23 protein-coding genes and 1 tRNA gene are annotated in these 22,340 nt (G+C 68.5%); 10 read left to right on the top strand and 14 right to left on the bottom strand.

The features are described from left to right. The first annotated feature begins 30 nt into the window (after positions 1 to 30). Positions 31 to 1,074, top strand: a complete 1,044-nt coding sequence (locus L3V85_RS30440; protein WP_237676343.1) for a type IV pilus twitching motility protein PilT — start codon at positions 31 to 33, stop codon at positions 1,072 to 1,074. A 32-nt stretch (positions 1,075 to 1,106) separates the two neighbouring features. Beyond that, positions 1,107 to 2,243: a PilT/PilU family type 4a pilus ATPase gene (locus L3V85_RS30445; RefSeq protein ID WP_237676344.1), complete on the top strand. Its 1,137-nt coding sequence runs from the start codon at positions 1,107 to 1,109 to the stop codon at positions 2,241 to 2,243. Here the strand turns inward: L3V85_RS30445 and L3V85_RS30450 are convergent. Together L3V85_RS30450 and L3V85_RS30455 are read right to left on the bottom strand one after the other, a co-directional pair. Next, entirely contained in the window at positions 2,240 to 3,790 is a 1,551-nt protein-coding gene (locus tag L3V85_RS30450; protein WP_237676345.1) for an MFS transporter, read from the bottom strand. The two genes, L3V85_RS30445 and L3V85_RS30450, sit on opposite strands and share 4 nt — an antisense overlap. After that, positions 3,787 to 4,269, bottom strand: coding sequence for a MerR family transcriptional regulator (locus L3V85_RS30455; RefSeq protein ID WP_237676346.1), 483 nt, complete (start codon positions 4,267 to 4,269; stop codon positions 3,787 to 3,789). Before L3V85_RS30455 ends, L3V85_RS30450 begins: the two co-directional genes overlap by 4 nt. Before the next feature lie 87 nt (positions 4,270 to 4,356). On the opposite strand from L3V85_RS30455, the gene L3V85_RS30460 reads away from it, so the two are divergent. After that, positions 4,357 to 5,265 (top strand): NAD(P)-dependent oxidoreductase, encoded by a 909-nt coding sequence (locus tag L3V85_RS30460; protein ID WP_237676347.1) that lies wholly within the window; start codon positions 4,357 to 4,359, stop codon positions 5,263 to 5,265. 29 nt (positions 5,266 to 5,294) lie between these two features. Here the strand turns inward: L3V85_RS30460 and L3V85_RS30465 are convergent, their stop codons facing one another. The 3 genes from L3V85_RS30465 to L3V85_RS30475 all read right to left on the bottom strand — a co-directional run bounded on the left by L3V85_RS30465 (position 5,295) and on the right by L3V85_RS30475 (position 7,202). Continuing rightward, positions 5,295 to 6,107 (bottom strand): BON domain-containing protein, encoded by an 813-nt coding sequence (locus tag L3V85_RS30465; protein ID WP_237676348.1) that lies wholly within the window; start codon positions 6,105 to 6,107, stop codon positions 5,295 to 5,297. Further along, positions 6,104 to 6,748 carry an SIS domain-containing protein gene (locus tag L3V85_RS30470; protein WP_237676349.1) on the bottom strand — a complete coding sequence of 215 codons (645 nt, stop codon included), beginning with the start codon at positions 6,746 to 6,748 and terminating at the stop codon, positions 6,104 to 6,106. The genes L3V85_RS30465 and L3V85_RS30470 overlap by 4 nt, the downstream gene beginning before the upstream one ends. Positions 6,749 to 6,833: 85 nt before the next feature. Beyond that, positions 6,834 to 7,202 (bottom strand): YraN family protein, encoded by a 369-nt coding sequence (locus L3V85_RS30475; RefSeq protein WP_237676350.1) that lies wholly within the window; start codon positions 7,200 to 7,202, stop codon positions 6,834 to 6,836. Positions 7,203 to 7,248: 46 nt separating this feature from the next. Here L3V85_RS30475 and rsmI point away from each other — a divergent pair, with 46 nt between their 5' ends. After that, the gene (gene rsmI, locus L3V85_RS30480; RefSeq protein ID WP_237676351.1) at positions 7,249 to 8,196 is read left to right on the top strand and encodes a 16S rRNA (cytidine(1402)-2'-O)-methyltransferase; all 948 of its coding nucleotides are present in this window, start codon (positions 7,249 to 7,251) and stop codon (positions 8,194 to 8,196) included. Here rsmI and L3V85_RS30485 read toward each other — a convergent pair. Continuing rightward, positions 8,193 to 8,729 carry an RNA 2'-phosphotransferase gene (locus tag L3V85_RS30485; RefSeq protein ID WP_237676352.1) on the bottom strand — a complete coding sequence of 179 codons (537 nt, stop codon included), beginning with the start codon at positions 8,727 to 8,729 and terminating at the stop codon, positions 8,193 to 8,195. The genes rsmI and L3V85_RS30485 overlap by 4 nt on opposite strands. Further along, positions 8,726 to 9,622: a LysR family transcriptional regulator gene (locus L3V85_RS30490; RefSeq protein WP_237676353.1), complete on the bottom strand. Its 897-nt coding sequence runs from the start codon at positions 9,620 to 9,622 to the stop codon at positions 8,726 to 8,728. The genes L3V85_RS30485 and L3V85_RS30490 overlap by 4 nt, the downstream gene beginning before the upstream one ends. Positions 9,623 to 9,720: 98 nt before the next feature. Between L3V85_RS30490 and L3V85_RS30495 the strand changes: the two genes are divergently transcribed. Further along, positions 9,721 to 10,218, top strand: coding sequence for a hypothetical protein (locus L3V85_RS30495; protein ID WP_237676354.1), 498 nt, complete (start codon positions 9,721 to 9,723; stop codon positions 10,216 to 10,218). An 11-nt stretch (positions 10,219 to 10,229) separates the two neighbouring features. Here L3V85_RS30495 and L3V85_RS30500 read toward each other — a convergent pair whose 3' ends face one another. After that, positions 10,230 to 10,958: a glutathione S-transferase gene (locus L3V85_RS30500; RefSeq protein WP_237676355.1), complete on the bottom strand. Its 729-nt coding sequence runs from the start codon at positions 10,956 to 10,958 to the stop codon at positions 10,230 to 10,232. 76 nt (positions 10,959 to 11,034) lie between these two features. Beyond that, complete coding sequence (locus L3V85_RS30505; protein WP_237676356.1) at positions 11,035 to 11,901, bottom strand: sulfite exporter TauE/SafE family protein; 867 nt, start codon at positions 11,899 to 11,901, stop codon at positions 11,035 to 11,037. A 71-nt stretch (positions 11,902 to 11,972) separates the two neighbouring features. On the opposite strand from L3V85_RS30505, the gene L3V85_RS30510 reads away from it, so the two are divergent. Next, a complete protein-coding gene (locus L3V85_RS30510) occupies positions 11,973 to 12,740 on the top strand; it encodes an AraC family transcriptional regulator (protein ID WP_237676357.1) in 768 nt (255 codons plus the stop codon). Positions 12,741 to 12,767: 27 nt separating this feature from the next. On the opposite strand, the gene L3V85_RS30515 is transcribed toward L3V85_RS30510, so the two are convergent. The 3 genes from L3V85_RS30515 to L3V85_RS30525 form a co-directional block, all read right to left on the bottom strand. Further along, positions 12,768 to 12,995, bottom strand: coding sequence for a hypothetical protein (locus tag L3V85_RS30515; protein WP_237676358.1), 228 nt, complete (start codon positions 12,993 to 12,995; stop codon positions 12,768 to 12,770). 52 nt (positions 12,996 to 13,047) lie between these two features. Continuing rightward, positions 13,048 to 13,122 (bottom strand) — tRNA-Arg (locus L3V85_RS30520). Positions 13,123 to 13,163: 41 nt separating this feature from the next. Continuing rightward, a complete protein-coding gene (locus tag L3V85_RS30525; protein WP_237676359.1) occupies positions 13,164 to 13,805 on the bottom strand; it encodes a TetR family transcriptional regulator in 642 nt (213 codons plus the stop codon). 206 nt (positions 13,806 to 14,011) lie between these two features. Here L3V85_RS30525 and L3V85_RS30530 point away from each other — a divergent pair, with 206 nt between their 5' ends. From L3V85_RS30530 to L3V85_RS30545, 4 genes are all read left to right on the top strand, one after another. Further along, positions 14,012 to 15,277, top strand: a complete 1,266-nt coding sequence (locus tag L3V85_RS30530; RefSeq protein WP_237676360.1) for an efflux RND transporter periplasmic adaptor subunit — start codon at positions 14,012 to 14,014, stop codon at positions 15,275 to 15,277. A gap of 18 nt (positions 15,278 to 15,295) precedes the next feature. Then, positions 15,296 to 18,460 carry an efflux RND transporter permease subunit gene (locus tag L3V85_RS30535; RefSeq protein ID WP_237676361.1) on the top strand — a complete coding sequence of 1,055 codons (3,165 nt, stop codon included), beginning with the start codon at positions 15,296 to 15,298 and terminating at the stop codon, positions 18,458 to 18,460. Continuing rightward, the gene (locus L3V85_RS30540; protein WP_237676362.1) at positions 18,453 to 19,880 is read left to right on the top strand and encodes an efflux transporter outer membrane subunit; all 1,428 of its coding nucleotides are present in this window, start codon (positions 18,453 to 18,455) and stop codon (positions 19,878 to 19,880) included. Before L3V85_RS30535 ends, L3V85_RS30540 begins: the two co-directional genes overlap by 8 nt. A 124-nt stretch (positions 19,881 to 20,004) precedes the next feature. After that, on the top strand, positions 20,005 to 20,694 hold the full coding sequence (locus L3V85_RS30545; protein ID WP_237676363.1) for a c-type cytochrome: 690 nt from the start codon (positions 20,005 to 20,007) through the stop codon (positions 20,692 to 20,694). Positions 20,695 to 20,742: 48 nt separating this feature from the next. On the opposite strand, the gene L3V85_RS30550 is transcribed toward L3V85_RS30545, so the two are convergent. Together L3V85_RS30550 and L3V85_RS30555 are read right to left on the bottom strand one after the other, a co-directional pair. Beyond that, on the bottom strand, positions 20,743 to 21,303 hold the full coding sequence (locus L3V85_RS30550; protein ID WP_237676364.1) for a DUF2946 family protein: 561 nt from the start codon (positions 21,301 to 21,303) through the stop codon (positions 20,743 to 20,745). Positions 21,304 to 21,322: 19 nt separating this feature from the next. Next, entirely contained in the window at positions 21,323 to 22,300 is a 978-nt protein-coding gene (locus L3V85_RS30555) for a YheT family hydrolase (protein ID WP_237676365.1), read from the bottom strand. Between the last annotated feature and the right edge of the window lie 40 nt (positions 22,301 to 22,340).

The raw sequence follows: 22,340 nt of genomic DNA on the forward strand, positions 1-22,340 counted from the left end.
AACGTCACCGAACTCGATTCGAGGAGCCCCGTGGACATCACCCAACTGCTGGCATTCAGCGTCAAGAACAAAGCCTCCGACCTGCATCTTTCCGCGGGCCTGCCGCCCATGATCCGCGTAAACGGCGACGTGCGCCGCATCAACGTCGACGCGCTCGACCACAAGGGCGTGCATGCGATGGTGTACGACATCATGAGCGACACGCACCGCAAGCACTACGAAGAGTTCCTGGAGGTCGACTTCTCGTTCGAGATCGACGGCCTCGCGCGCTTCCGCGTGAACGCCTTCAACCAGGCGCGCGGCGCCGCCGCGGTGTTCCGGACCATTCCCTCGAAGATCCTCACGCTGGAGCAGCTGAACGCGCCCAAGATTTTCGGCGAACTGGCGCTCAAGCCGCGCGGGCTGGTTCTGGTGACGGGCCCCACGGGCTCTGGCAAGTCGACCACGCTGGCCGCGATGGTCAACTATCTCAACGAAAACGAATACGGCCACATCCTCACGGTGGAAGACCCGATCGAATTCGTGCACGAGTCGAAGAAGTGCCTGATCAACCAGCGCGAAGTGGGCCCGATGACGCTGTCGTTCTCGAACGCGCTGCGCTCCGCCCTGCGCGAAGACCCGGACGCCATCCTGGTGGGCGAGTTGCGCGACCTAGAAACCATCCGCCTGGCCATGACCGCGGCCGAAACGGGCCACCTGGTGTTCGGCACGCTGCATACCTCGTCGGCCGCCAAGACCATCGACCGGATCATCGACGTGTTCCCGGGCGAAGAAAAGGAAATGATCCGCGCGATGCTGTCGGAGTCGCTGCAGGCGGTGATCTCGCAGACGCTGTGCAAGACCAAGGACGGCCAGAGCCGCGTGGCGGCGCACGAGATCATGCTGGGCACGCCGGCCATCCGCAACCTGATCCGCGAGGCCAAGGTGGCGCAGATGTACTCCACCATCCAGACCGGCCAGGGCCAGGGCATGCAGACGCTCGACCAGAACCTGACGGAACTGGTGCGGCGCAATACCATCTCGGCTGCGGAGGCCAGAGGCAAGGCCAAGATCCCCGAAAACTTCCCCGGCTGATCGAACAGCAGCCCTCCCGGAGCAAAGACATCATGGAACGCGATCAAGCCAGCCAGTTCATCAACGACCTCCTGAAGCTCATGGTGAGCCGCGCCGGCAGCGACCTGTTCATCACCGCCGACTTCCCGCCGGCCATCAAGGTCGACGGCAAGGTGACCAAGGTGTCGCAGCAGGCGCTGGGCGCGCAGCACACGCTGGCGCTCACGCGCTCGATCATGAACGACCGCCAGACGGCGGAATTCGAGCGCACCAAGGAGTGCAACTTCGCGATCTCGCCGACCGGCATCGGCCGCTTCCGCGTGAACGCGTTCGTGCAGCAGGGCAAGGTCGGCATGGTGCTGCGGACCATTCCCGCCAAGCTGCCGACCATCGACGACCTGGGCATGCCGCAGGTGCTCAAGGAAGTGACGATGAGCAAGCGCGGCCTGTGCATCCTGGTGGGTGCCACCGGCTCGGGCAAGTCGACCACGCTGGCCGCGATGATCGACTGGCGCAACGAAAATTCGTTCGGCCACATCGTGACGGTGGAAGACCCGGTGGAGTTCGTGCACCCGCACAAGAACTGCGTGGTGACGCAGCGCGAAGTGGGCATCGACACCGACAGCTGGGAAGCCGCGCTGAAGAACACGCTGCGCCAGGCACCCGACGTGATCCTGATGGGCGAAATCCGCGACCGCGAGACCATGGAGCACGCCGTGGCCTTCGCCGAGACCGGCCACCTGTGCATGGCCACGCTGCACGCCAACAGCGCCAACCAGGCACTGGACCGCATCATCAACTTCTTCCCCGAAGAGCGCCGCGCGCAGCTGCTGATGGACCTGTCGCTGAACCTGCGCTCGCTGGTGTCGCAGCGGCTGGTGCCAACCGAAGACGGCCTGGGCCGCGTGGCGGCTTTCGAAGTGCTGCTGAACACGCCGCTGATTTCCGACCTGATCTTCAAGGGCGAGGTGGGCGAGATCAAGGAAATCATGAAGAAGAGCCGCAACCTGGGCATGCAGACCTTCGACCAGGCGCTGTTCGACCTGTTCGAGAGCCACTCGATCACTTTCGAGGACGCGATCCGCAACGCCGATTCGGCCAACGACCTGCGGCTGCAGATCAAGCTCAACAGCCAGCGCGCGCGCAGCAGCGACCTCGCTGCCGGCACCGAGCACTTCGCGATCGTCTAGTCGATCGTCTTCTGCCACGCCGCGAACACGCCCGCGGCCAGCGCAATCACCGCCATCGCGGTGAAACCGTCGAGCGAGGCCATGAACGTGGCCTGCTGCTCGAGCGTTCGGTAGAGCGTGCCCAACGCCATCGCATGCGCCTCGCCCGCCGCATGGCCGGCTGCCGCGAAACCGTGGGTCAGCGACTCCAGCGCCTGCATGAAGCTGGCGTTCGCGGGGTTGGCCGATTCGCCGAGGCGCACTTCGTGCAGCGCCAGCCGGTGCTGCTGCAGCGCGATCACGCTCGACGTGGCGAATGAAATCGCCAGCTGGCGCACCAGGTTCTTGAGCCGGTAGCCGTGCGCGAACTCTTCCGCCGCGAAGGGCCTGAAGGTGAGGTTGGCGACGGGCAGCACCACGAACAGCATCAGCAGGCCGCGCAACAGCAGCGGCCCCAGCAGGGCCTCGCGCCCCGCCTGCGGCGTGACGCGCGACAACCACCAGGCCGCCAGCGCCGCGATGCCGAAGCCCGCGACGATGAGCCACTTCTTGCGCGTCAGCCGCGCCGAGTACTTCAGGTAGACGAACACCAGCAGCCCCGTCGCGAGCGAGGCGGCGCCGGTGAAGTAGCCCGTGTTGCCCACCGTGAAGCCGAGCCCGCCTTCCATCATGCGCGGCAGCAGGTAGCTGAAGCCCGTGGAGAGGTAGTAATAGACGACGTAGAGCGCGAGCCCCACGCGAAACGACGCGTTGCGCAGCGCATGCAGCCGCACCAGCGGCGCCGGGTGCCGCCACTGCTGCCAGCCGAACCATGCGAGCCCCGCCACGCCGGCGAGCGTGAGCCCGATCAGCGCGGGCGAGCCGGTGAACAGCTCGAAGTGCGAGCGCGTCAGCACCACCTGCAGCGCGGCCTGCGCGAGCGCGAACACCACGTAGGCGATGTAGTGCGGCTCGGTGCGCTCGTGCGGCGCGACATCGCCGATATCGGGCAGCGTCCAGAGCACCAGCAGGCCGATCAGCGCGGCGGCCGGTGCGGTGCAGGCGAACAGCCAGCGCCAGTCGAAGTTGGTGACCAGGAAGGCGCCGGCAATGGGCGCCAGCGCGCCGCCGAACACGATCAGCACCATGAAGGCCTTCAGCGCCTGGGCACGGCGCGCGGGCGCGATGCCGATCTGGATCAGGATGCGGCAGGCGCCGAGCATCGGCCCGACGAAATAGCCTTGCACCGCGCGCGCGGCCGTCAGCTGCATGGAGCTGTCGCAGAGCGCGGCGCCCACGCCGCCCAGCGCGAAGGCGAACATGCAGACCGCGAGGTAGCGCCGATAGCCCAGCCGCTCGACCCACGCATGCTGGTGCAGGATGCCGAGCACCGCGCCCAGCGCATAGGCGCTGGAGGCCCACACGAGTTCGTCGGGCGAGGCGTTGACGCCGCCGGCGATGTAGCTCGCGAAGAAGGCGAACAGCGCGTTGTCGAAGTAGTCGATGGCCGTGACGAGGCCGATGGCCCAGGGCAGCAGCGCGACCGCGGCATTGCCGCGCGAAGGCCACGCCAGGGCCGGGGAGCTCATGACACCGGCCGCTCCTTGCGGCGTTGCTCCAGCGCCTCTTCCACAGGCTCGCCGGCGAGGCGGCGCTCCACGTAGTCGAGGTCGCGCCGCAACTGCGCCTGCAGCGAGGCGGCCTCCTTGAGCTCGCGGCGCACCTGGGCCACGCGCGCGTCGAGCGTGGAGAGCTGCCCGGTGAGGGTTTCGCGCAGGGTCTTGAGCGACGCGTTCGACAGGCGCGGACGGCCGCCTTCGGCCGGCGCCTCCATGGGCTGCTGCAGCATGGTGGTGATGGCCGTGAGCGAGAAGCCCAGCGAGCGCATGCGCAGCACGCGCGCCAGCTTGTCGAGGTCGGCCTGCTCGTAGAGGCGGTAGCCGCCTTCGCTGCGCACCGGCACCACGATGCCCCGTTCTTCGTAGTACTTGAGCGTGCGCGGCGTGACCTCGAGCCGGGCCGCGGCATCGCGCACGGTGATGGTCCTGGCGGAGTTCGGCGTGGTCATGATGAGACCATTCTACCCAAACCTGTACGTTCACGTACAGGTTTGAGCCATCGCATCGGTCGCGGAATGGCTTTAAGCTGTCGCCCCATGAGCAGCATCAACACCCGCACCTACGAATCCGTCCCTGCGCAGACCGTCGCCTTCCTGGGCCTCGGCGTCATGGGCGGCCCCATGGCCGGCCACCTGGCCAAGGCCGGCCACGCCGTCACGGTCTACAACCGCACGCCCGCCAAGTCGCAGGCCTGGGCCGCCGAATTCGGCGCGCCCGGCCGCCATGCCCCCACGCCGCGCGAAGCGGCCGCCGGCGCCGACATCGTGTTCTGCTGCGTCGGCAACGACGACGACCTGCGCTCGGTGGTGCTGGGCGACGACGGCGCCTTCGCGGGCATGAAGAAGGGCGCGGCCTTCGTCGACCACACCACGGCCTCGGCCGACGTGGCGCGCGAACTGTCGAAAGCGGCGCAGGCGCTGGGCCTGCACTTCATCGACGCGCCCGTCTCGGGCGGCCAGGCCGGCGCGCAGAACGGCGCGCTCACCGTCATGTGCGGCGGCGACGCGGCCGTGTTCGAGCGCATCAAGCCGGTGGCCATGGCGTTCTCGCGCGCGGTCACGCTGCTGGGCGAAAGCGGCGCCGGCCAGCTCGCGAAGATGGTCAACCAGATCGCCATCGCGGGGCTGGTGCAGGGCCTGTCCGAAGCCATTGCCTTCGGCCAGCGCGCCGGGCTCGACATGGAAGCCGTGCTGGGCGTCATCAGCAAGGGCGCGGCCCAGAGCTGGCAGATGGAAAACCGCGGCAAGACCATGATCGACGGCAAGTTCGACTACGGCTTCGCGGTCGACTGGATGCGCAAGGACCTGGGCCTGGTGCTGGACGAAGCCAAGCGCAACGGTGCGCGCGTGCCGGTGACGGCGCTGGTCGACCAGTTCTACGCCGACGTGCAGCAGGCCGGCGGGCGGCGCTGGGACACCTCGAGCCTCATCACTCGCCTCAAATAAGAAAAGCCCGCTGAGCGGGCTTTTTTCATTCAGCGGATCGGCGCGGTCGTCGCGCCGCTGGCGGGCAGCGGGTCCATCGGCGGCAGCGGCACGCGCGACGAGGACGACGAAGAAGAAGCCGGCACCACGGTCGACGAAGGCGTCGACGGCGTGGCCGACGTCACCGGCGCGGGGCCCTGGCCGCCGCGCTGGGCCGCGGCCTGGTTCGCAGCCTGGCTGGCGGCCAAGTCGGCTTCGGACACGACTTCGACCACGCGCACCACCTTCACCACACCCGTCACGCCACGCGTGATTTCGGTGGCGCGGTCGGTCTCGCGGCGGGTGGCGATGCCCATCAGGTAGACCACGCCGCGCTCCGTCACCACCTTGAACGAATTGGCGAAGATGTCCTTGGCGTCGAGCAGCGAGGCCTTCACCTTGCCGGTGATGTACAGGTCGTTCGAGCGGTCCTGGAAGGTGCTCGAGCTGCCCACGGTCAGCTCGTTGACCACCGAGCGCACGTTGACGACGCGGCTCACCTCGTCCTCGACGCGGCGGCGGTCGGCGTCGCTGCCCACGGCGCCGGTCAGCAGCACCTGGCGGTTGTAGCTGGTGACGCTCACGTACATCTGGTCGTTGGCGATGTCGCGCACGCGGGCCGCGGCGCGAAGCTCGATGCCCTGGTCGTCCAGTTGCGCGCCGGAGCTGCGGCGGTCGGTCGCCACCATGCCCACGCCCACCACGGCAGCGCCGCCCACCACCAGCGGCACACAGGCGGAAAGCCCCGCGACCAGCGCGGCCCCCAGAGTGAGTGCGATGGCGAAACGTCGGGTCGGTGTCGTTTTCATGGTTGCGAGGGTCATGGGGAAACTTCCTGTTCTCCGAGTAACTGGGCATCCACACCGTCGCACAGGCAATGCAGCGCGAGCAGGTGGACTTCGTGGATGCGCGCCGCACGCTCGTGCGGCACGCTGATCTGGACGTCGGTTTCGCGCAGCGCTCGGCCGATGACACCGCCGGTGCCGCTGCCGCCCGCGCCCGGCGCCGAAGGCGCACCCGACACGGCATTGCCCAGCAGCGCGACCACGGTCATGTCGCGCTCGTGCGCCGCCGTCACGGCCGCGAGCACCGCCGCCGACTGGCCGCTGGCGCTCAGCGCGAGCAGCACGTCGCCGGCCTGGCCGAGCGCGCGCACCTGGCGCGCGAAGCGGTCGGCGTCGATGGCACTGGCGCTGTCGGCATTCGGGTCGGTGGTGTCGCCGGGCAGCGCGATGGCACCGAGCTCGGGCCGCTCGCGTTCGAAGCGGCCCACGAACTGCGCGGCGAACTGGGCCGCCAGCAGCCCCGACACACCGGCGCCGCAGGCAAGCACCTTGCCGCCGCTGGTCACGCAGGCCAGGATGGCCTGCATCGCCTGCGAGATGGGTTTGCTGAGGACCGGTCCGGTCTGATATTTGAGGTCGGCACTGTCAATGAAGTGCTGCTGAATCCGTTGCTCGAGCATGAGGCGGGATGATAACTGGGGGCTGTGAAACAAGACGTGTGAGTTGTGGAGCCTTCAGGAGGGCTTCAGTTCCCGCGGAGGTGCTTCAGGCGGCATCGAAGGCGGCCTGAAGCCAGGTGATTTTCTCCTCGACCAGCACCACGTCGAAACGGCACGGCGGCAGCGTGCGCAATTGGTTCAGGTAGTGCCGCGCGGCGAACACGATGCGCCGCTGCTTCAGGCCCGTGATGCTGCCGCCCGCGCCGCCGTGCGCGCCGGTGCTGCGCTGTCGGACTTCGACGAACACCAGCGTCTGGTCGCGCGGATCGCGCATGATCAGGTCGATCTCGCCGCCGCCGCGCCCGGGCGTCCGATAATTGCGCGCGACCAGCACCAGGCCGGCGTCCTGCAGATGGTCGAGCGCGGCGTCTTCCGCCGCATCGCCGCGATGCTTCGTTGTGGTGTCGGTCTTCATGGCTCCCTGCCTGCAATCTTCTTGTTCGATCTGACGGAGAAACTCTTTGGCTTCACTCGCCCCTGCTTCTTTCGGCGCCGCCCTCGCGGCCGCGCACGACGCCGCGGGTGCGCAGCATTATCCGCAAGGCACCCTTTACGTGGTCGCCACGCCGATCGGCAACCTGGCCGACATCACCTTGCGCGCTCTGCATGTGCTGCAGCTGGTCGACGCGATCGCCTGCGAAGACACGCGCCACACCCAGAGCCTGCTGCGCGCCTACGGCATCGACCGCCCCGGCGCACGGCTGCTCGCGGTGCACCAGCACAACGAGGCCGAGGCCGCGCAGACAGTGGTCGCGCGGCTTGCGCAAGGTGAGCGCATCGCCTACGTCAGCGACGCCGGCACGCCCGGCGTGAGCGACCCCGGCGCCCGGCTCGCCGCCGCCGTGCGCGCGGCAGGCCAACGCGTGCTGCCGCTGCCCGGTGCCAGCAGCGTGACCACGCTGGTCGGCGCGGCGGGCCTGGTGGCCGACGGCGGCGACGGCAATGCCAGCAGCGCCTTCGTGTTCGCCGGCTTCCTGCCGAGCAAGGCCGGCGAACGCGACACGGCCGTGCAGGCGCTGTCGCAGGAGCCGCGCGCCGTGGTGCTGCTGGAGGCGCCGCACCGCATCGAGAGCCTGGCGCGCGCGCTCGCGACGCTGGGCGAGCGCCGTATCACCGTGGGCCGCGAACTGACCAAGCAGTTCGAGGAAATCGCAACCGTGGCCGCCAGCGCCCTGCCCGACTGGTTCGGCGCCGACCGCGACCGCACGCGCGGCGAGTTCGCGCTGGTGCTGCATCCTGTGGCGGTGAGCGGCGACGGCGGAGCCGAGGGCGAGCGGGTCCTGAGGCTGCTGCTGGAAGAACTGCCTGTGAAGACGGCGGTGAAGCTGGCCGCCGAGATAAGCGGTTCGCCGCGCAACACCTTGTATGAATTGGCGCTGCGGATTCGCAACGGGGCGGAAGAAACCTAGCCCGACAGGAACTCCGGCGGCACGCTGGCCGTCAGCCAGACACCATTCTCTGCGCAGTGAAAGGCATGCCCCAGCGCATGCATTCCACCGGCGTCGACCACGAGCACATGCACCTTGCCATGCCGTCGTCCGACCTGCACCGCCGTGGCCTCGTCGGCCGACAGATGCACGTGCTGCCGGGTGCCCGGCAAGAGCCCTTGCGCGCGGATCGCGTCCAGAAAGCGCGTGGCCGTGCCGTGAAAGAGCAATGCCGGCGGCACCACTGCCTCGAAGCTGCGGCTGACTTGCGGTGTCGAGTGGCCCTGCAGGGCACGGATGCGCCGCCCGTCGGCAGACAGCTCGTAGCGCTTCTTGGCGCCCGAATCGATGGCATTCAAGACCTCGGCGCGCGAGAGGTCGCGCCCGCCGGCCACCGCGCCCGCCACCAGTGCATCGATATCGGCCCAGCCTTCCGCATCGAGCCGCAGGCCAACCGATTCGGGCGCGTGGCGCAGCACGTAGGCGATGAACTTGCTCGCGCCCTCGGGCGTCATGGCGCGGACTTCCAGTGGTCGCGGTGGGCCAGCAGAGCATCCATGAGCCGCCGCACGTGCGGTGCCGGCGGCCGGTCGGCGGTGTGGAACACATGGTATTCGAGCGCCGGATAGCCCTGCAGCGGGATCGCCACCAGCCCTTTGGGAATCCGGCAGCAGGCATTGACCACGGCGAGGCCGAAGCCCAATTGGGCGAACCGGAGCATCAGTTCCCAGCCGTTGGCCTCGAGCGAGGGCTGCCACGGCACCGATTCGGCCTGCAGCAGCCGGCCGAGCAGCTCTCGGTGCGGCCGCCCCGCCGGCGGCACGATGAGCTGGGCGTCCTTCAAGTCCCTCAGCCGTACCGATTTGCGCGAAGCCAGGGCGTGCGTACGCGGCACGACCAGCACCTGTCCCACGACCGTAAGACGCACCGCCGTGAGGTCCGCCGGCACGGTGCCCAGCGGCGCAATGCCGAGTTGCGCCTGTCCGGCCCGTACCGCCTGGATGGCTTCGTCCCGGTTGCGCGTGAGCAGCTGCAGATGCGGTGAGGCGCCGGGCCCCGAGAACTGCGACAGCGCCTTGCCCAGCAGATAGAGGTAAGCGCCCTCTCCCGCGGCCAGCGTGGCGACCGGCTGGTCACGCCCTTCGGCCAGGCCCTTCACGAAGCGCTGGTTGAGCGTGAGCAGCTCCCGCGCATGCCGCGCCACTTGCTCGCCCACGCTGGTGAGTTCGAGCGCGCCGCCGACCCGCATGTAGAGCTTCGTGTCGAGTTGCTCGGCCAGCTTGCGCACTTTCGCATGCAGGGCCGGCTGGCTGATGTGCAGCAGGCGCGCCGCCTCGCTGAAGTTCAGCGTGTCGGCGAACACCGCGAACGACTGCAGCGCGTCGAGATTGGTGCGGGGAATTTCCATCTATCCATTTTATGGATAGCACATCCAACATCAGTAGTTCCTGGTGATTGGCTTCGTTTCTACGATCCGCCTGCTTCAAACACGAAAAAGGAAAAGAAATGAAAGACACCAATCATCTTCCCCGGCTCGGCATCGACATCGGCCGCGTGCTCATCGCGGCCGAAGGCGCCGGCGGCGCGGACACGTCGTTCATCGGCGGCTCGCTGCAGGACGCCCTGGCGACGCCGCCGTACGAAGGCATGTTCGATGCCGTCGCGCCGCTGGTGGAAAAATTCGAAGGCCGCGTCTGGCTGGTCTCGAAGTGCGGGCCCAGCGTGCAGGCAAAGAGCCGCGCATGGCTGCAGCACCACCGCTTCTTCGAACGCACGGGCATCGCGCGCGCCAACCTGCGCTTCTGCCTCCAGAGGCCGCAGAAAGCCGATCACTGCCGGGAACTGCGCATCACGCACTTCATCGACGACCGTACCGACGTGCTCCGGCATCTGGAGGGCATCGTGCCAAAGCGGTATCTCTTCGGCCCGCAAGACAAGCCTGTGACGGTCGCCGGGCTGGTGCTGCTGCCGTCGTGGAAAGATGCGGCGTCGGTCGTGGAATGAAAGGCCCGGTGCTAGCCATCCAACTCCGCATAGCGCCTGAAGATCCCGTTCTCATTGAACGCAATGCGGCGCGGGCTCTGCAGGTAGTCGTGCACGCGTTGGCGGCGCCTGACGTTGCCATGCAGCTTCTCGACCGCCGGCGTTGCGGCCAGCGCGCGCGCCGTGGCCTTGGGGAACGCGTAGCGCAGGCCATCCACCAGTTGGAACAGCGACAGGTCCGCATAGGTCAGCATGTCGCCGACCAGATGCAGGCTGCCCGCGGGGTTGCGCTGCAGCACCTCTTCGAACCAGTTCAGGAACTTCGGGATGCGCTCTTCGCGAAAGGCCTTCGCGCGCTGCATGGCGGCGTCGCGCTGGTCTTCGTAGTAGGCGCCGGTCGAGATCGGGTGGTGCGTGTCGTGGGCCTCCGCCACCGCGTCGGCGATGGTGAGTTGCAATTGGTGCGTCCACAGCCCGTCGGATTCGCCCACGCCCGAAAGCCCCAGCCGCGGCCCCAGGTACAGCAGGATCGCGGCGGTCTGGCCGACCACGATGTCGCCGTCGACCAGGAAGGGCGGCGCGAACGCGGGACGCGCGTTGCCGGCATCGCCGAGGCGGCGGCCCAGCGCGGACTCTCCCCCGCCCTTCGATTCGGGCAGCCGCGCCACGTCGACGTACTCGGCGCCGGCCGCCTCGAGCGCAAGCCGCACGAATTCACCGCGGCCCTGGATGGTGGGCCAGTAATGCAGTTGGTATGGCATGTGGCCATGGTGTCATGCCTCGGCGGGCCGCCGCAAGGCTTTGGCGCGAAGCATCGGCTTCGGCTGACATGCACGCTCAGCGCAGCACCATGCCCGCCAGCACGGCCACCAGCAGGCCCAGGTAGACCCAGGTGTGGATGCGGTCCGGAATGCGGCCGATCAGCGGCGCGGCCGCGCGCACGCCGATCAGCGAACCCGCCACCAGCGCGGCGAACGCGGGCACGTCCACGTAGCCGATGTGCCAGCCTTCCAGCGACGCGGCGGAGTTCCATGCCAGCCCCATGTAGGTCGCGGTGCCGGCCAACGCGATGGGCAGCGACAGAGGGTTGGCCATGGCCGTCGCATGCGTCATGGCCGCGCCCCGGCGGCGCATCAGCGGCACGGTCATGACGCTGCCGCCCACGCCGAGGAACGCGGCGATCAGCCCGATGACGAAGCTGCCGAAGGTCGCGACCTGCCCCGACAGCGGGCGCGCGACGGCAGGCGCGGTGTGCGCCAGAAAGCCGGGCCGAAACACGCAATCGAGGATGGTCGCGCCGAGGTACACGATGAAGGCCCAGCGCACGAACTCGCCGTCGGCCGCGACGGCCGCTGCCGCCCCCACCACCGCGCCGGCGCCGATGGGCCGCAGCAGCGGACGCACCTGCGCCCAGTCGAGCGTGCCGGCGCGCTGGTGCCGCCGCGTCGCGAGCATGGCGCTGACGATCATCACGCAGGTCGAGGTGGCCACGGCGATGTGCATGGCGGACTGGCCGGTGGCGCTGTCCGCGCCGTGTTCCGCGATCAGCGCCCGATAGAGCAAGGGAACGACGACGAAGCCGCCGCCAAAACCGAACAGCACGGTGGTGACGCCCGCCAGGCAACCGAAGCCGGCAAGCATGAGATAGATCGACACGAAACGCTCCTGGGCATTGAGGACAAGACCGTCACGATAGGTTGGCATGGCTTGGCGCGCTTGCGCATGTGGGCCAATAATGTTTGCATTTCAGCCAAACCGCTTCTTGCCACGACGCCATGCGCAATGTCCCGCTCGACTCCGTGGATGCCATCGCCCGCGCGGTGCTGGCCATAGGCTCCGACTACCCGCCGGGCACGATGCTGCACACGCACAGCCACCGGCGCGCGCAGTTCCTGTACGGCGCCACCGGCGTGATGGAGGTCGGCACCGACGACGGCGCCTGGGTCGTGCCGCCGCAGCGCGGCGTGTGGATCCCGGCCGGCAAGCCGCACCGGGTGCGCATGCTCGGCGTGAGCACGCGCAGCCTCTACATCGAGCCGCGCGACGTGCCGCGCAAGGGCGACCAGTGCGAGGTGCTGAACGTGTCGCCGCTGCTGCGCCAGTTGCTGATGGAAGCGATCGAGGCGCCGGCCGAGTACGACAGGCAGGGCCGCGACGGTGTGCTGATGCGCCTCGTGCTGCACGAGGTGGCGCGCGCCGACGCACTGCCGCTGCTGCATGTGCCGCTGCCGCGCGATCCGGCGTTGGCGGGGCTCTGCGTGGAATTTCTCCGGCGGCCCGACATCCACGCAGCGCCGTCGACATGGGCCGGACAATTGAACGTCAGCGAACGCACCTTCAACCGCCGCTTCAGCCTGGAGACGGGCATGGCCTTCGGCAAATGGCGTCAGCGCGCCTGCGTGCTGGTGGCGCTGTCACGGCTCGCGGCGGGCGAGCCGGTGACGGTGGTGGCGCTGGACATGGGCTACGACAGCCCGGGAGCGTTCTCGACGATGTTCCGCAAGACGCTGGGGCGCCCGCCCTCGCATTTCACGATGGCGTAGCGGCGCTGCGGGAACAGCCGCTCAGGCTCACCAGAACTTCCACCACGGCCGCGGCGCGTTTCGCAGCGCCAGCGGCCGGGTGTCGAGGTCTTCGGTGTTCTGCGACACGATGGAATCGCCGGAGCGGCGGCGCAATTCGGTCTCGAGGGCATGGGCGATGCCGCGCGCCTTTTTCTCGCCGCGCAATGCGCGCCGCCGCCATTCGGCGGCGTGCGCGGCCAGGCTGGCCTCGTCCAGATCAGTCAACTCCGTCATGGGTGGGAAAAAAGAAAAACCGGAAGCTTTTGGGAGCTTCCGGTTTGGTATGTGGTCCCGCCGCCAGGAATCGAACCTGGATCTCAGCCTTCGGAGGGCCGAATTCTATCCGTTGAAATACAGCGAGAGAGGGCTCCGGCAAGCACCGGAGCCAGACATTATCGCCTATCAGGCGTCCGCTGTTTCGGCTTCGTGCGCAACGCTCGTTCCGGACAGCAGCGGACCGAAGCCCAGGCCCGCCAGATAGACCCTGAAAGTGCGCCTGCCGGTGGGCACGAGATCGAAAGCCTCGGGGTCGAGCAGCCAGTTCTGGATGAGCCCGCCGATGAGGGCGTGAAGCCCCTGCGCAGCCATGGCTCCGGGCACCGGCAGCTTGATGCGGGCCCGGCGGGCGGCCAGCCGCAGGGCTTTTTCGAAGTCGCTGACGCAGGCGTTGCGGGCGTCGAGGTGGCGCTGCTGCACCGAGGCCATGTCGTGCGTGTACTCGACCTTGTGGGTCGCCACGTCGAACACGCGGCGCACCTGCGGGTCGGTGGTCATGAGGGTCAGCGCATGGACCATGCCCTCTTCTATTTCAGCCAGCGGGTCGTCGATGCCGCTGGCAATGGCGGCCTTCGGCCCCGCTTCGAGCGGCAGGATGACGCGCTCCATCATGGCGTTGAACAGGTCGGCCTTGTCCTTGAAATGCCAATAGATGGCGCCGCGCGTCGCACCCGCCTGCTGCGCGATCTGCTGCAGCGTGGTCTGCGAGACGCCTTGCGCCTGAAACAGCAGCTCCGCGGCATCGAGCAACCGATGACGCGTGGCCATTGCTTCTTCCTTCGTACGACGTGCCACCAAGTCTCCTGATTTGTAAAGCAACGCCCTTTCCGGATCGTGGGGCCATTGCACGGCCGTCACTATACATCCATGAATGTATGTAAACTACCGGGCTTCCCCGATGGCCCACCTGCCCGTACAGGTTTCCGGCTCGCCCGAGAACGCGCCATCTCCCGTCTTCGCTTCAAAGGAATCGCATGCCTCTCCTGCATGTTTCGCGTCAATCGTCCTTTTCGCCGCGTCTCGCGACCGTGGCCGCCGTCGCCCTGCTGGTCCTCGCGGGCTGTGGCAAGAGCGACGCGCCCGCCGGCGCAGGCGCACCCGGTGGCGCTCACCCGGCACCCGAAGTCGGCGTGGTGGTGGCTGCTCCCGGCGACGTCGGCCTCGTCACCGAACTCCCCGGCCGCCTCGAGGCTTCGCGCGTCGCCCAGGTCCGCGCCCGCGCCTCGGGCATCCTGCTCAAGCGCGAGTTCCGCGAAGGCAGCGACGTGAAGGCCGGCCAGCTGCTGTTCCGCATCGACCCCGCACCGCTGGCCGCCGCCCTGCAGAACGCGCAGGCCACGCTGGCCCGCGCCGAAGCCAATGCCGTGCAGGCCAAGGCCCTGGCCGACCGCTACAAGCCGCTGGTCGAGGCCAACGCCGTGAGCAAGCAGGAATACGCGACGGCCGTGGCCTCGCAGAAGACCGCAGAGGCCGACGTGGCTTCCGGCCGCGCCGCCGTGCAGACCGCCAAGATCAACCTCGGCTATGCCGACGTGACCTCGCCCATCTCGGGCCGCATCGGCCGCGCCCTCGTGACCGAAGGCGCGCTGGTGGGCCAGGGCGAAGCCACCGAGCTGGCCGTGGTGCAGCAGATCAACCCCGTGTACGTCAACTTCACTCAGTCGGCCACCGACGTGCTGAAGCTGCGCCGCGCGCTGGCCGACGGCCAGTACAAGCGCGCCGGCAGCGAGGAAGCCGCCAGCGTCCGCGTGGTGCTGGAAGACGGCAGCGAATACGCACTGGAAGGCAAGCTGCTGTTCTCCGACCTCACGGTCGACTCGACCACCGGCCAGATCATGCTGCGCGCCGAAGTGCCCAACCCCAAGGGCGAGCTGCTGCCCGGCCTGTACGTTCGCGTGAGGCTGGAGCAGGCCCAGGCCACCAACGCGATCACGCTGCCGCAGCAAGCGGTCACGCGCACCCAGCAGGGCGACACCGTCACGGTGGTCGACAAGGACGGCAAGCTGTCCAAGCGCAACGTGAAGATCAGCGCCGCCAAGGACAACCAGTGGGTGGTGCTCGACGGCCTGAAGGCCGGCGAACAGGTGATGGTCGACGGCTTCCAGAAGCTGCAGATGATGCCGCCGGGCACGCCCGTGAAGGCGGTGCCGTGGACCAAGCCGAACCCCGCCGCAGCGGCCAAGCCGGCTGCGGCGGCGCCTGCCGCCGCCGAACCGGCGGCCACGGCCGAGAAGAAGTAATCAGGAGCGCGCCCGCAAATGGCCAAATTTTTTATCGACCGCCCGATCTTCGCGTGGGTGATCGCACTGTTCATCCTCGTGGTGGGCGGCGTGGCAATCACCCAGCTGCCGATCTCGCAGTACCCGCCGGTGGCGCCTCCCGCCATCGTGATCAACGTCGCCTACCCCGGCGCCTCGGCCCAGACGCTCGAGGACAGCGTGCTGTCCGTCATCGAACGTGAAATGAACGGCTCGCCGGGCCTGATCTACATGGAATCGGTGGCCCAGGCCGACGGCACCGGCTCCATCACGATCAGCTTCGAGGCCGGCACCAACGACGACCTCGCGCAGGTGGACGTGCAGAACCGGCTGTCGCGCGCGACGCCGCGCCTGCCCGCCGCCGTGACGCAGCAGGGCGTGCGCGTGGACAAGTCTCGCAACAACTTCCTGATGTTCGTGATGCTGTCCTCCGACAACCCGAACTTCGACCCGGTGGCGCTCGGCGACTATGCCGCGCGCAACGTGGTGCCCGAACTGCAGCGCGTGGTCGGCGTGGGCCAGGCCCAGCTGTTCGGCTCCGAGAACGCGATGCGCATCTGGATCGACCCGGCCAAGCTGCAGGGCTACAACCTGTCGGCCACCGACGTCAACAACGCGATCCGCGCACAGAACGCGCAGGTGTCCTCCGGCACCATCGGCGACCTGCCCAACATCCCCGGCCAGGCCATCGCGGCCACCGTGGTGGTGAACGGCCAGCTCGCCAACGTCGACCAGTTCAAGGACATCGTGCTGCGCGCCAACACCGACGGCTCGACCGTGCGGCTGAAGGACGTGGCCCGTGTCGAGCTCGGCGGCCAGTCGTACGCCACCTCGGCTCGCCTGAACGGCGTGCCGGCGGTCGGCGTGGGCGTGCAGCCCACGCCCAACGGCAACGCGCTGCAGTCGGCCAAGGCGATCCGCGCCAAGATGGCCGAACTCGAGCGCTACTTCCCGCAGGGCGTGAAGTGGGCCATTCCGTACGACAGCTCGCGCTTCGTGCAGATCTCGATCACCGAAGTGGTCAAGACGCTGCTGGAAGCCGTGGCGCTGGTGTTCGTGGTGATGTTCCTGTTCCTGCAGAACTGGCGCTACACGATCATCCCGACCATCGTGGTGCCGATCGCGCTGCTGGGCACCTTCGCGTCGCTGCTGGCGCTGGGCTTCTCGATCAACGTGCTGACCATGTTCGGCATGGTGCTGGTGATCGGTATCGTGGTGGACGACGCCATCGTGGTGGTGGAGAACGTCGAGCGCATCATGAGCGAAGAGGGGCTGTCGCCGCTCGAAGCCACGCGCAAGGCCATGCGCCAGATCTCCGGCGCCATCATCGGCGTGACCGTGGTGCTGGTGTCGGTGTTCGTGCCGCTCGCTTTCTTCGCGGGCTCGACCGGCAACATCTACCGCCAGTTCTCGGCGGTGATGGTGGCGTCGATCGGCTTCTCGGCGTTCATGGCGCTGTCGCTTACGCCGGCGCTGTGCGCCACGCTGCTCAAGCCCGTGGAAGCAGGCCACCACCACGAGAAGCGCGGCTTCTTCGGCTGGTTCAACCGCGGCTTCTCCCGCACGGCCAAGGGCTACGAAAGCCTCGTCGCGCGCGTTCTGCGCCGCGCCGCGCGCTACCTCGTGATCTACGTCGCGATCATCGGCGCGGTGGTGTTCACCTACACCCGCCTGCCCAGCTCGTTCCTGCCGCAGGAAGACCAGGGCAACATCATCGTGAACGTGCAGCTGCCCCCGGGCGCCACGCAGGAACGCGCGCTGTCGGTCATGCAGCAGGTCGAGGGCTTCATCCTGAAGCAGCCCGAAGTGCAGAGCATGGTGGGCGTGATGGGCTTCAGCTTCTCGGGCCAGGGCCAGAACGCGGGCCTCGCCTTCGTGACGCTGAAGGACTGGGACGAGCGCAAGGACCCGGCCCACTCGGCCAGCGCGCTGGCCGGCCGTGCCTTCGGCGCGCTGTCGGGCATCCGCGACGCCTTCATCTACCCGCTGAGCCCGCCGCCCATTCCCGAACTGGGCAACGCCAGCGGCTTCAGCTTCCGCCTGCAGGACCGCTCGGGCGCAGGCCACGAGGCGCTGATCAACGCACGCAACCAGCTGCTGGGCATGGCCTCGCAGAGCAAGATCCTGTCGCAGGTTCGCCCTGACGGCCTGGAAGACGCGCCGCAACTGCAGATCGACATCGACCGCGACAAGGCGAACGCACTGGGCGTGAGCTTCGACGCGATCAACGCGACGCTGTCGACCGCGCTGGGTTCGAGCTACATCAACGACTTCCCGAACCGCGGCCGCCTGCAGCGCGTGGTGGTACAGGCCGATGCGCCGGCGCGCATGCAGCCCGACGACCTGCTCAAGCTGAACGCCAGCAACACGCAGGGCCTGCCGGTGCCGCTGTCGGCCTTCGCGACCACCAAGTGGGTCACGGGCGCCACGCAGACGGTGCGCTACAACGGCTACCCCGCGATCCGCATCAGCGGCGACGCGGCGGCCGGCTACAGCACCGGCGCCGCGATGGCCGAGATGGAAAAGCTCGCCTCGCAGCTGCCGCAAGGCTTCGGCTTCGAATGGACCGGCCAGTCGCGTGAAGAAAAGCTCGCGGGTTCGCAGGCCATCGTGCTCTACGGCTTCGCGATCCTGGCGGTGTTCCTGTGCCTGGCCGCGCTGTACGAAAGCTGGTCGATCCCGCTGTCGGTGATCCTGGTGGTGCCGCTGGGCGTGCTGGGCGTGCTGCTGGCAACGATGCTGCGCGCCTATTCGAACGACGTGTACTTCCAAGTGGGGCTGATCACCATCATCGGCCTCTCCGCGAAGAACGCGATCCTGATCATCGAGTTCGCCAAGGACCTGCAGGCGCAGGGCAAGGGCGTCATCGAATCGGCACTGGCCGCCGCCCACCTGCGGTTCCGCCCGATCGTGATGACCTCGCTGGCCTTCGGCCTGGGCGTGCTGCCGCTGGTGCTCGCATCGGGCGCCGGCTCGGCCAGCCAGCGTGCCATCGGCACCGGCGTGCTGGGCGGCATGGTGACGGGCACGGCGCTGGCGGTGATCTTCGTGCCGGTGTTCTTCGTGGTGGTGCGCAGCCTGTTCAAGGGCAGCGCGCGCCAGCGCGAAGCCGACAAGCGGCATGCGGAAGCAGCCGGCATTACGGAGGAACCAAAGCATGACTAAGAAACTGATTCCCACAGCCCTGGCAGCGGCAATGCTGCTGGCCGGCTGCTCGCTGATCCCGACCTACGAGCGCCCCGCCGCGCCGGTGCCGACCACCTTCCCGGGCGACCCGGCGCAGCCGGCCGGACAGGCCGCGGCCAACCTGGCCTGGCAGGACTTCTTCACCGACCCGCGCCTGGCGGGCCTGATCCAGACGGCGCTGGCGAACAACCGCGACCTGCGGGTGTCGGTGCTCAACATCGAACAGGCGCGCGCGCAGTTCCAGATCCAGCGCTCGGCGCTGTTCCCGGCGCTGGGCGTCACGGGCACCGGCTCACGCTCGGGCCCCAACCCGTACCAGGGCATCGAGCCCGGCATGGGCAGCGTGGCCTCGCAGTACAGCGTCAACTTCGGCTTCACCGCCTGGGAGCTGGACTTCTTCGGCCGCATCCGCGCGCTGAAGGACCAGGCCCTGGCGCAGTACCTGGCCACCGACGAAACGCGCAAGGCGGTGCAGATCAGCCTGATCGCGTCGGTCGCGAACGGCTGGCTCACGCTGCTGGCCGACGACGAGCTGCTCGAGATCACGCGCCAGACCATGGTCACGCGCGAAGAGTCGGTGCGCCTCACGAAGCTGCGCTTCGACAACGGCGTGTCTTCCGAGCTCGACTACCAGGCCGCTAACGGGCAGTTCGAAAGCGCGCGCGCCGCCTATGCGCAGCAGCTGCGCGCCCGTGCCGAAGACGAGAACGCGCTCGCCCTGCTGCTGGGCGCGCCGGTGCCGGCCGAAGCCACGGCGGGCGGCGCCAAGGGCCTCAACGGCATCAAGCCGATGCCCGATGTGCCGGCCGGCCTGCCCTCGGACCTGCTGGCCGAACGGCCGGACATCCGCTCGGCGGAGCAGCAGCTGATCGCGGCCAACGCCAACATCGGCGCGGCGCGCGCGAACTTCTTCCCGCGCGTGTCGCTGACCAGCTCCATCGGCACCGCGAGCACCGAGTTCTCGGGCCTGTTCGACCGCGGCTCCAAGGCCTGGTCGTTCGCACCGACGGTGACGCTGCCGATCTTCAACGCGGGCAGCAACCGCGCGACCCTCGAGTCGGCCAAGGCCGGACGCGAGATCGCGGTGGCGCAGTACGAGAAGTCGATCCAGACGGCGTTCCGCGAAGTGGCGGACGCCCTCGCGGGCCGCGCCACGCTGGGCGAGCAGGTGCGCGCGCTGCGTGCGCAGGCCGACTCGGAAGCGGTGCGCTTCAAGCTGTCCGACCTGCGCTATCGCAACGGCATCGCCAGCGCGCTCGACCTGCTCGACGCCCAGCGTTCGCTGTTCGCGGCGCAGCAGTCGGCGGTGACCACGCAGCTGCTGCAGCTGCAGAACCAGGTCACTCTGTACAAGACGCTGGGTGGCGGCTGGGCCACGCGCGACGGCAACAAGGGCTGATGCGTTGAGAAACTTCGGCGTCCGCTAAGGGTAGGTCCCTTGCCCGCTTGGGCAAGGGGTCTCTCTATAATCGCCGGTTGGTTAGGAAAAGCCCCCCGACGAGCCCCCGATATTGAGGACGCCAATGAGCGCAGACCCGCATTACCAGGCCACAGAAGAAGCCCACACCGGGCCGATCAAGAACCCGAAGCAGCTGCTTCTCGCGGTATTTTTTTCCTTCATCGCCCCGATCCTGATCATCGTGGGTCTTGTCTCCTACGTGGTCTCGGGCGACAAGCCCTCGGGCACCGCGCAGGGCGACAACATGGCCCTCTACGGCGTGACCAAGGAAGCGCGCGACCGTGAAGTGGCGGAACGCCTCAAGAAGGTCGGCGCCATCGAGATCCGCGACGCCAACCGTCCGCTGGCCACCGGCGAGACCGTCTTCAAGGCCCAGTGCGCCACCTGCCATGGCTCGCCCGGCATCCCCGGCGCGCCGCACTTCCAGGACGCGGCAGCCTGGGGCCCCCGCATCGGCCAGGGCTACGCCACGCTTCTCGAACACGCCCTGAAGGGCAAGGGCGCCATGCCCGCCCAGGGCGGCGGCGACTTCGAAGACCTCGAAGTGGGCCGTGCCGTGGTCTACATGGCCAATGCAGGCGGCGCCAAGTTCCCGGTGCCCGATCGCCCGGCCCCGGCCGCCTCCGCCGATGCACCCGCCGCCGAAGGCGCTGCTGGAGCGGCTCCCGCAGCTGCGGCCGGCGCCGCGGCTGCCGCACCCGCGGCCCCCGCGGCGGCAGCAGCCCCCGCGGCAAGCGCTCCCGCTGCCAACTAGGCGTTTACCCTAGTCTCAAGAACGAAGCCGGCCCAGTGCCGGCTTTTTTCATGGGCGTGCAGCTGCAGCGGCTTCGGCGTGGTGTTGCGCCGGGCTCAGCACGTGCCCGAAGCGGCCGGGCAGCAGTTCTGCACGCACGTCCTCCGGCGTCCAGAGACCGCGTTCGATGGCCTCCGCGGCGATGCCCACGTCCTGCGTGTGCACCAACCCCAGCCCGACGGGCGAAGACAGGTACAGCCGGCCATCCTCGTCGAGCAGGCAGCCCGTCACCTCGACCGGCTGCCCGGTGTGCGCGGTGACGGTGAAACCGCCGTTGCCCTGCTCGGCCACGCGCCACACCAGCGGCGCCGCCTCCAGCTCCACGTACACGCGCTGCGGCCCGTTCTGGAAGAACCACTGGCCTTCGTCGTCGTGCTCGTAGTTGCGGTGAATGAAGTCGATCAGCTTGTCGTGCCTGAGCATCGATCCCTTGGCCGTGCGGAACGGTCCCTGGGACTGCGTGCGGTCGTCGCGCATGTACCAGTTGCCGCGCGCGTCCAACCCGAGCCAGCCGTAGCAGTGCGGCACGTTGGGCCACTTGGCGAGTGCCTGTTTGACGATGTCATCCATGAAGCTATTTTGCTCGCCCTCAGGCGTGGCGGGCCAACCAGCCGCCCACTCGCTCGGGCATGCCGCGCACGTGCCCCGGCGGCAGTCCCATGGGAAAGCCCACGTGGCCGCCGTGCGCGGGCTGCCACAGCGTGACATGCGCCCCGACCTCGCCGGGCTGCGGCAGGCTGGCGGCGGGAATGAACGGGTCGTTGCGCGCATTCACCACCAGCGCGGGCACGCGGATCGAGGCCAGGTGCGGCTTGGCCGAGCCCCGGGCCCAGTAGTCGTCGGCATCGCGAAAGCCGTGCAGGGGCGCTGTGAAGATGTTGTCGAAGGCATAGAGGTCGCGCGCGGCCAGCAGGCGGTCGCGGTCGAACAGGCCCGGGAACTGCGCCAGCTTGGCCATCGCCTTGGGCTTCATGGTCGCGAGGAACATGCGCGTGTAGACCAGCTTGTTGAAGCCCCGGCCGATGGCTTGGCCGCCCGCGGCCAGGTCGAGCGGCGCGCATACGGAGGCCACCGCGTTCACCACGCCGGCAGCCGTTTCACCGGCCTCGCAGGCCCATCGCATCAGCGCATTGCCGCCCAGCGACACGCCCGCGGCCAGCACCGGGCCGCCGCCGTTGCGTGCATGCTGCTCGCGCATGCGCGCGAGGATCCAGCCGATCTCCTCGAAGTCGCCCGAGTGATAGGCGCGCGGCGCCAGGTTCAGCTCGCCGCTGCAGCCGCGGAAATGCGGCACCGCGAAAGCCATGCCCTGCGAGGCGGCGAACGCGGCGAAGGCTTCGGCGTAATGGCTGCGCGAAGAGCCCTCCAGCCCGTGGAACAGCACGAGCAGCGGCGCCTGCTGCTGCGGCGCGTCGACGAAGTCGACGTCGATGAAGTCGCCATCGGGCGTCTGCCAGCGCTCGCGCCGGTAGACCGGCGCCGGTCCGTCGAAGCGCCGTGCATAGAGCGCGGGCCAGATCGTCTGCAGGTTGCCGCCGGGCAGCCAGCGCGGCGCCGTGTAGCCCATGGCCGTCAGGGGAGAGGGGCCTGAAGAAGAGGAAGAAGGC

Origin of the sequence: Variovorax paradoxus (assembly GCF_022009635.1) — a bacterium.
Classification (GTDB): domain Bacteria; phylum Pseudomonadota; class Gammaproteobacteria; order Burkholderiales; family Burkholderiaceae_C; genus Variovorax.

Bases quoted from the DNA above. Each gene is read 5' to 3' on its own strand.
- L3V85_RS30445 (WP_237676344.1), top strand. From the start codon at position 1,107: ATGGAACGCGATCAAGCCAGCCAGTTCATCAACGACCTCCTGAAGCTC.
- L3V85_RS30450 (WP_237676345.1), bottom strand. From the start codon at position 3,790: ATGAGCTCCCCGGCCCTGGCGTGGCCTTCGCGCGGCAATGCCGCGGTC.
- L3V85_RS30455 (WP_237676346.1), bottom strand. From the start codon at position 4,269: ATGACCACGCCGAACTCCGCCAGGACCATCACCGTGCGCGATGCCGCG.
- L3V85_RS30460 (WP_237676347.1), top strand. From the start codon at position 4,357: ATGAGCAGCATCAACACCCGCACCTACGAATCCGTCCCTGCGCAGACC.
- L3V85_RS30465 (WP_237676348.1), bottom strand. From the start codon at position 6,107: ATGACCCTCGCAACCATGAAAACGACACCGACCCGACGTTTCGCCATC.
- L3V85_RS30470 (WP_237676349.1), bottom strand. From the start codon at position 6,748: ATGCTCGAGCAACGGATTCAGCAGCACTTCATTGACAGTGCCGACCTC.
- L3V85_RS30475 (WP_237676350.1), bottom strand. From the start codon at position 7,202: ATGAAGACCGACACCACAACGAAGCATCGCGGCGATGCGGCGGAAGAC.
- L3V85_RS30485 (WP_237676352.1), bottom strand. From the start codon at position 8,729: ATGACGCCCGAGGGCGCGAGCAAGTTCATCGCCTACGTGCTGCGCCAC.
- L3V85_RS30490 (WP_237676353.1), bottom strand. From the start codon at position 9,622: ATGGAAATTCCCCGCACCAATCTCGACGCGCTGCAGTCGTTCGCGGTG.
- L3V85_RS30495 (WP_237676354.1), top strand. From the start codon at position 9,721: ATGAAAGACACCAATCATCTTCCCCGGCTCGGCATCGACATCGGCCGC.
- L3V85_RS30500 (WP_237676355.1), bottom strand. From the start codon at position 10,958: ATGCCATACCAACTGCATTACTGGCCCACCATCCAGGGCCGCGGTGAA.
- L3V85_RS30505 (WP_237676356.1), bottom strand. From the start codon at position 11,901: ATGCCAACCTATCGTGACGGTCTTGTCCTCAATGCCCAGGAGCGTTTC.
- L3V85_RS30510 (WP_237676357.1), top strand. From the start codon at position 11,973: ATGCGCAATGTCCCGCTCGACTCCGTGGATGCCATCGCCCGCGCGGTG.
- L3V85_RS30515 (WP_237676358.1), bottom strand. From the start codon at position 12,995: ATGACGGAGTTGACTGATCTGGACGAGGCCAGCCTGGCCGCGCACGCC.
- L3V85_RS30525 (WP_237676359.1), bottom strand. From the start codon at position 13,805: ATGGCCACGCGTCATCGGTTGCTCGATGCCGCGGAGCTGCTGTTTCAG.
- L3V85_RS30530 (WP_237676360.1), top strand. From the start codon at position 14,012: ATGCCTCTCCTGCATGTTTCGCGTCAATCGTCCTTTTCGCCGCGTCTC.
- L3V85_RS30535 (WP_237676361.1), top strand. From the start codon at position 15,296: ATGGCCAAATTTTTTATCGACCGCCCGATCTTCGCGTGGGTGATCGCA.
- L3V85_RS30540 (WP_237676362.1), top strand. From the start codon at position 18,453: ATGACTAAGAAACTGATTCCCACAGCCCTGGCAGCGGCAATGCTGCTG.
- L3V85_RS30545 (WP_237676363.1), top strand. From the start codon at position 20,005: ATGAGCGCAGACCCGCATTACCAGGCCACAGAAGAAGCCCACACCGGG.
- L3V85_RS30550 (WP_237676364.1), bottom strand. From the start codon at position 21,303: ATGGATGACATCGTCAAACAGGCACTCGCCAAGTGGCCCAACGTGCCG.
- L3V85_RS30555 (WP_237676365.1), bottom strand. From the start codon at position 22,300: ATGGGCTACACGGCGCCGCGCTGGCTGCCCGGCGGCAACCTGCAGACG.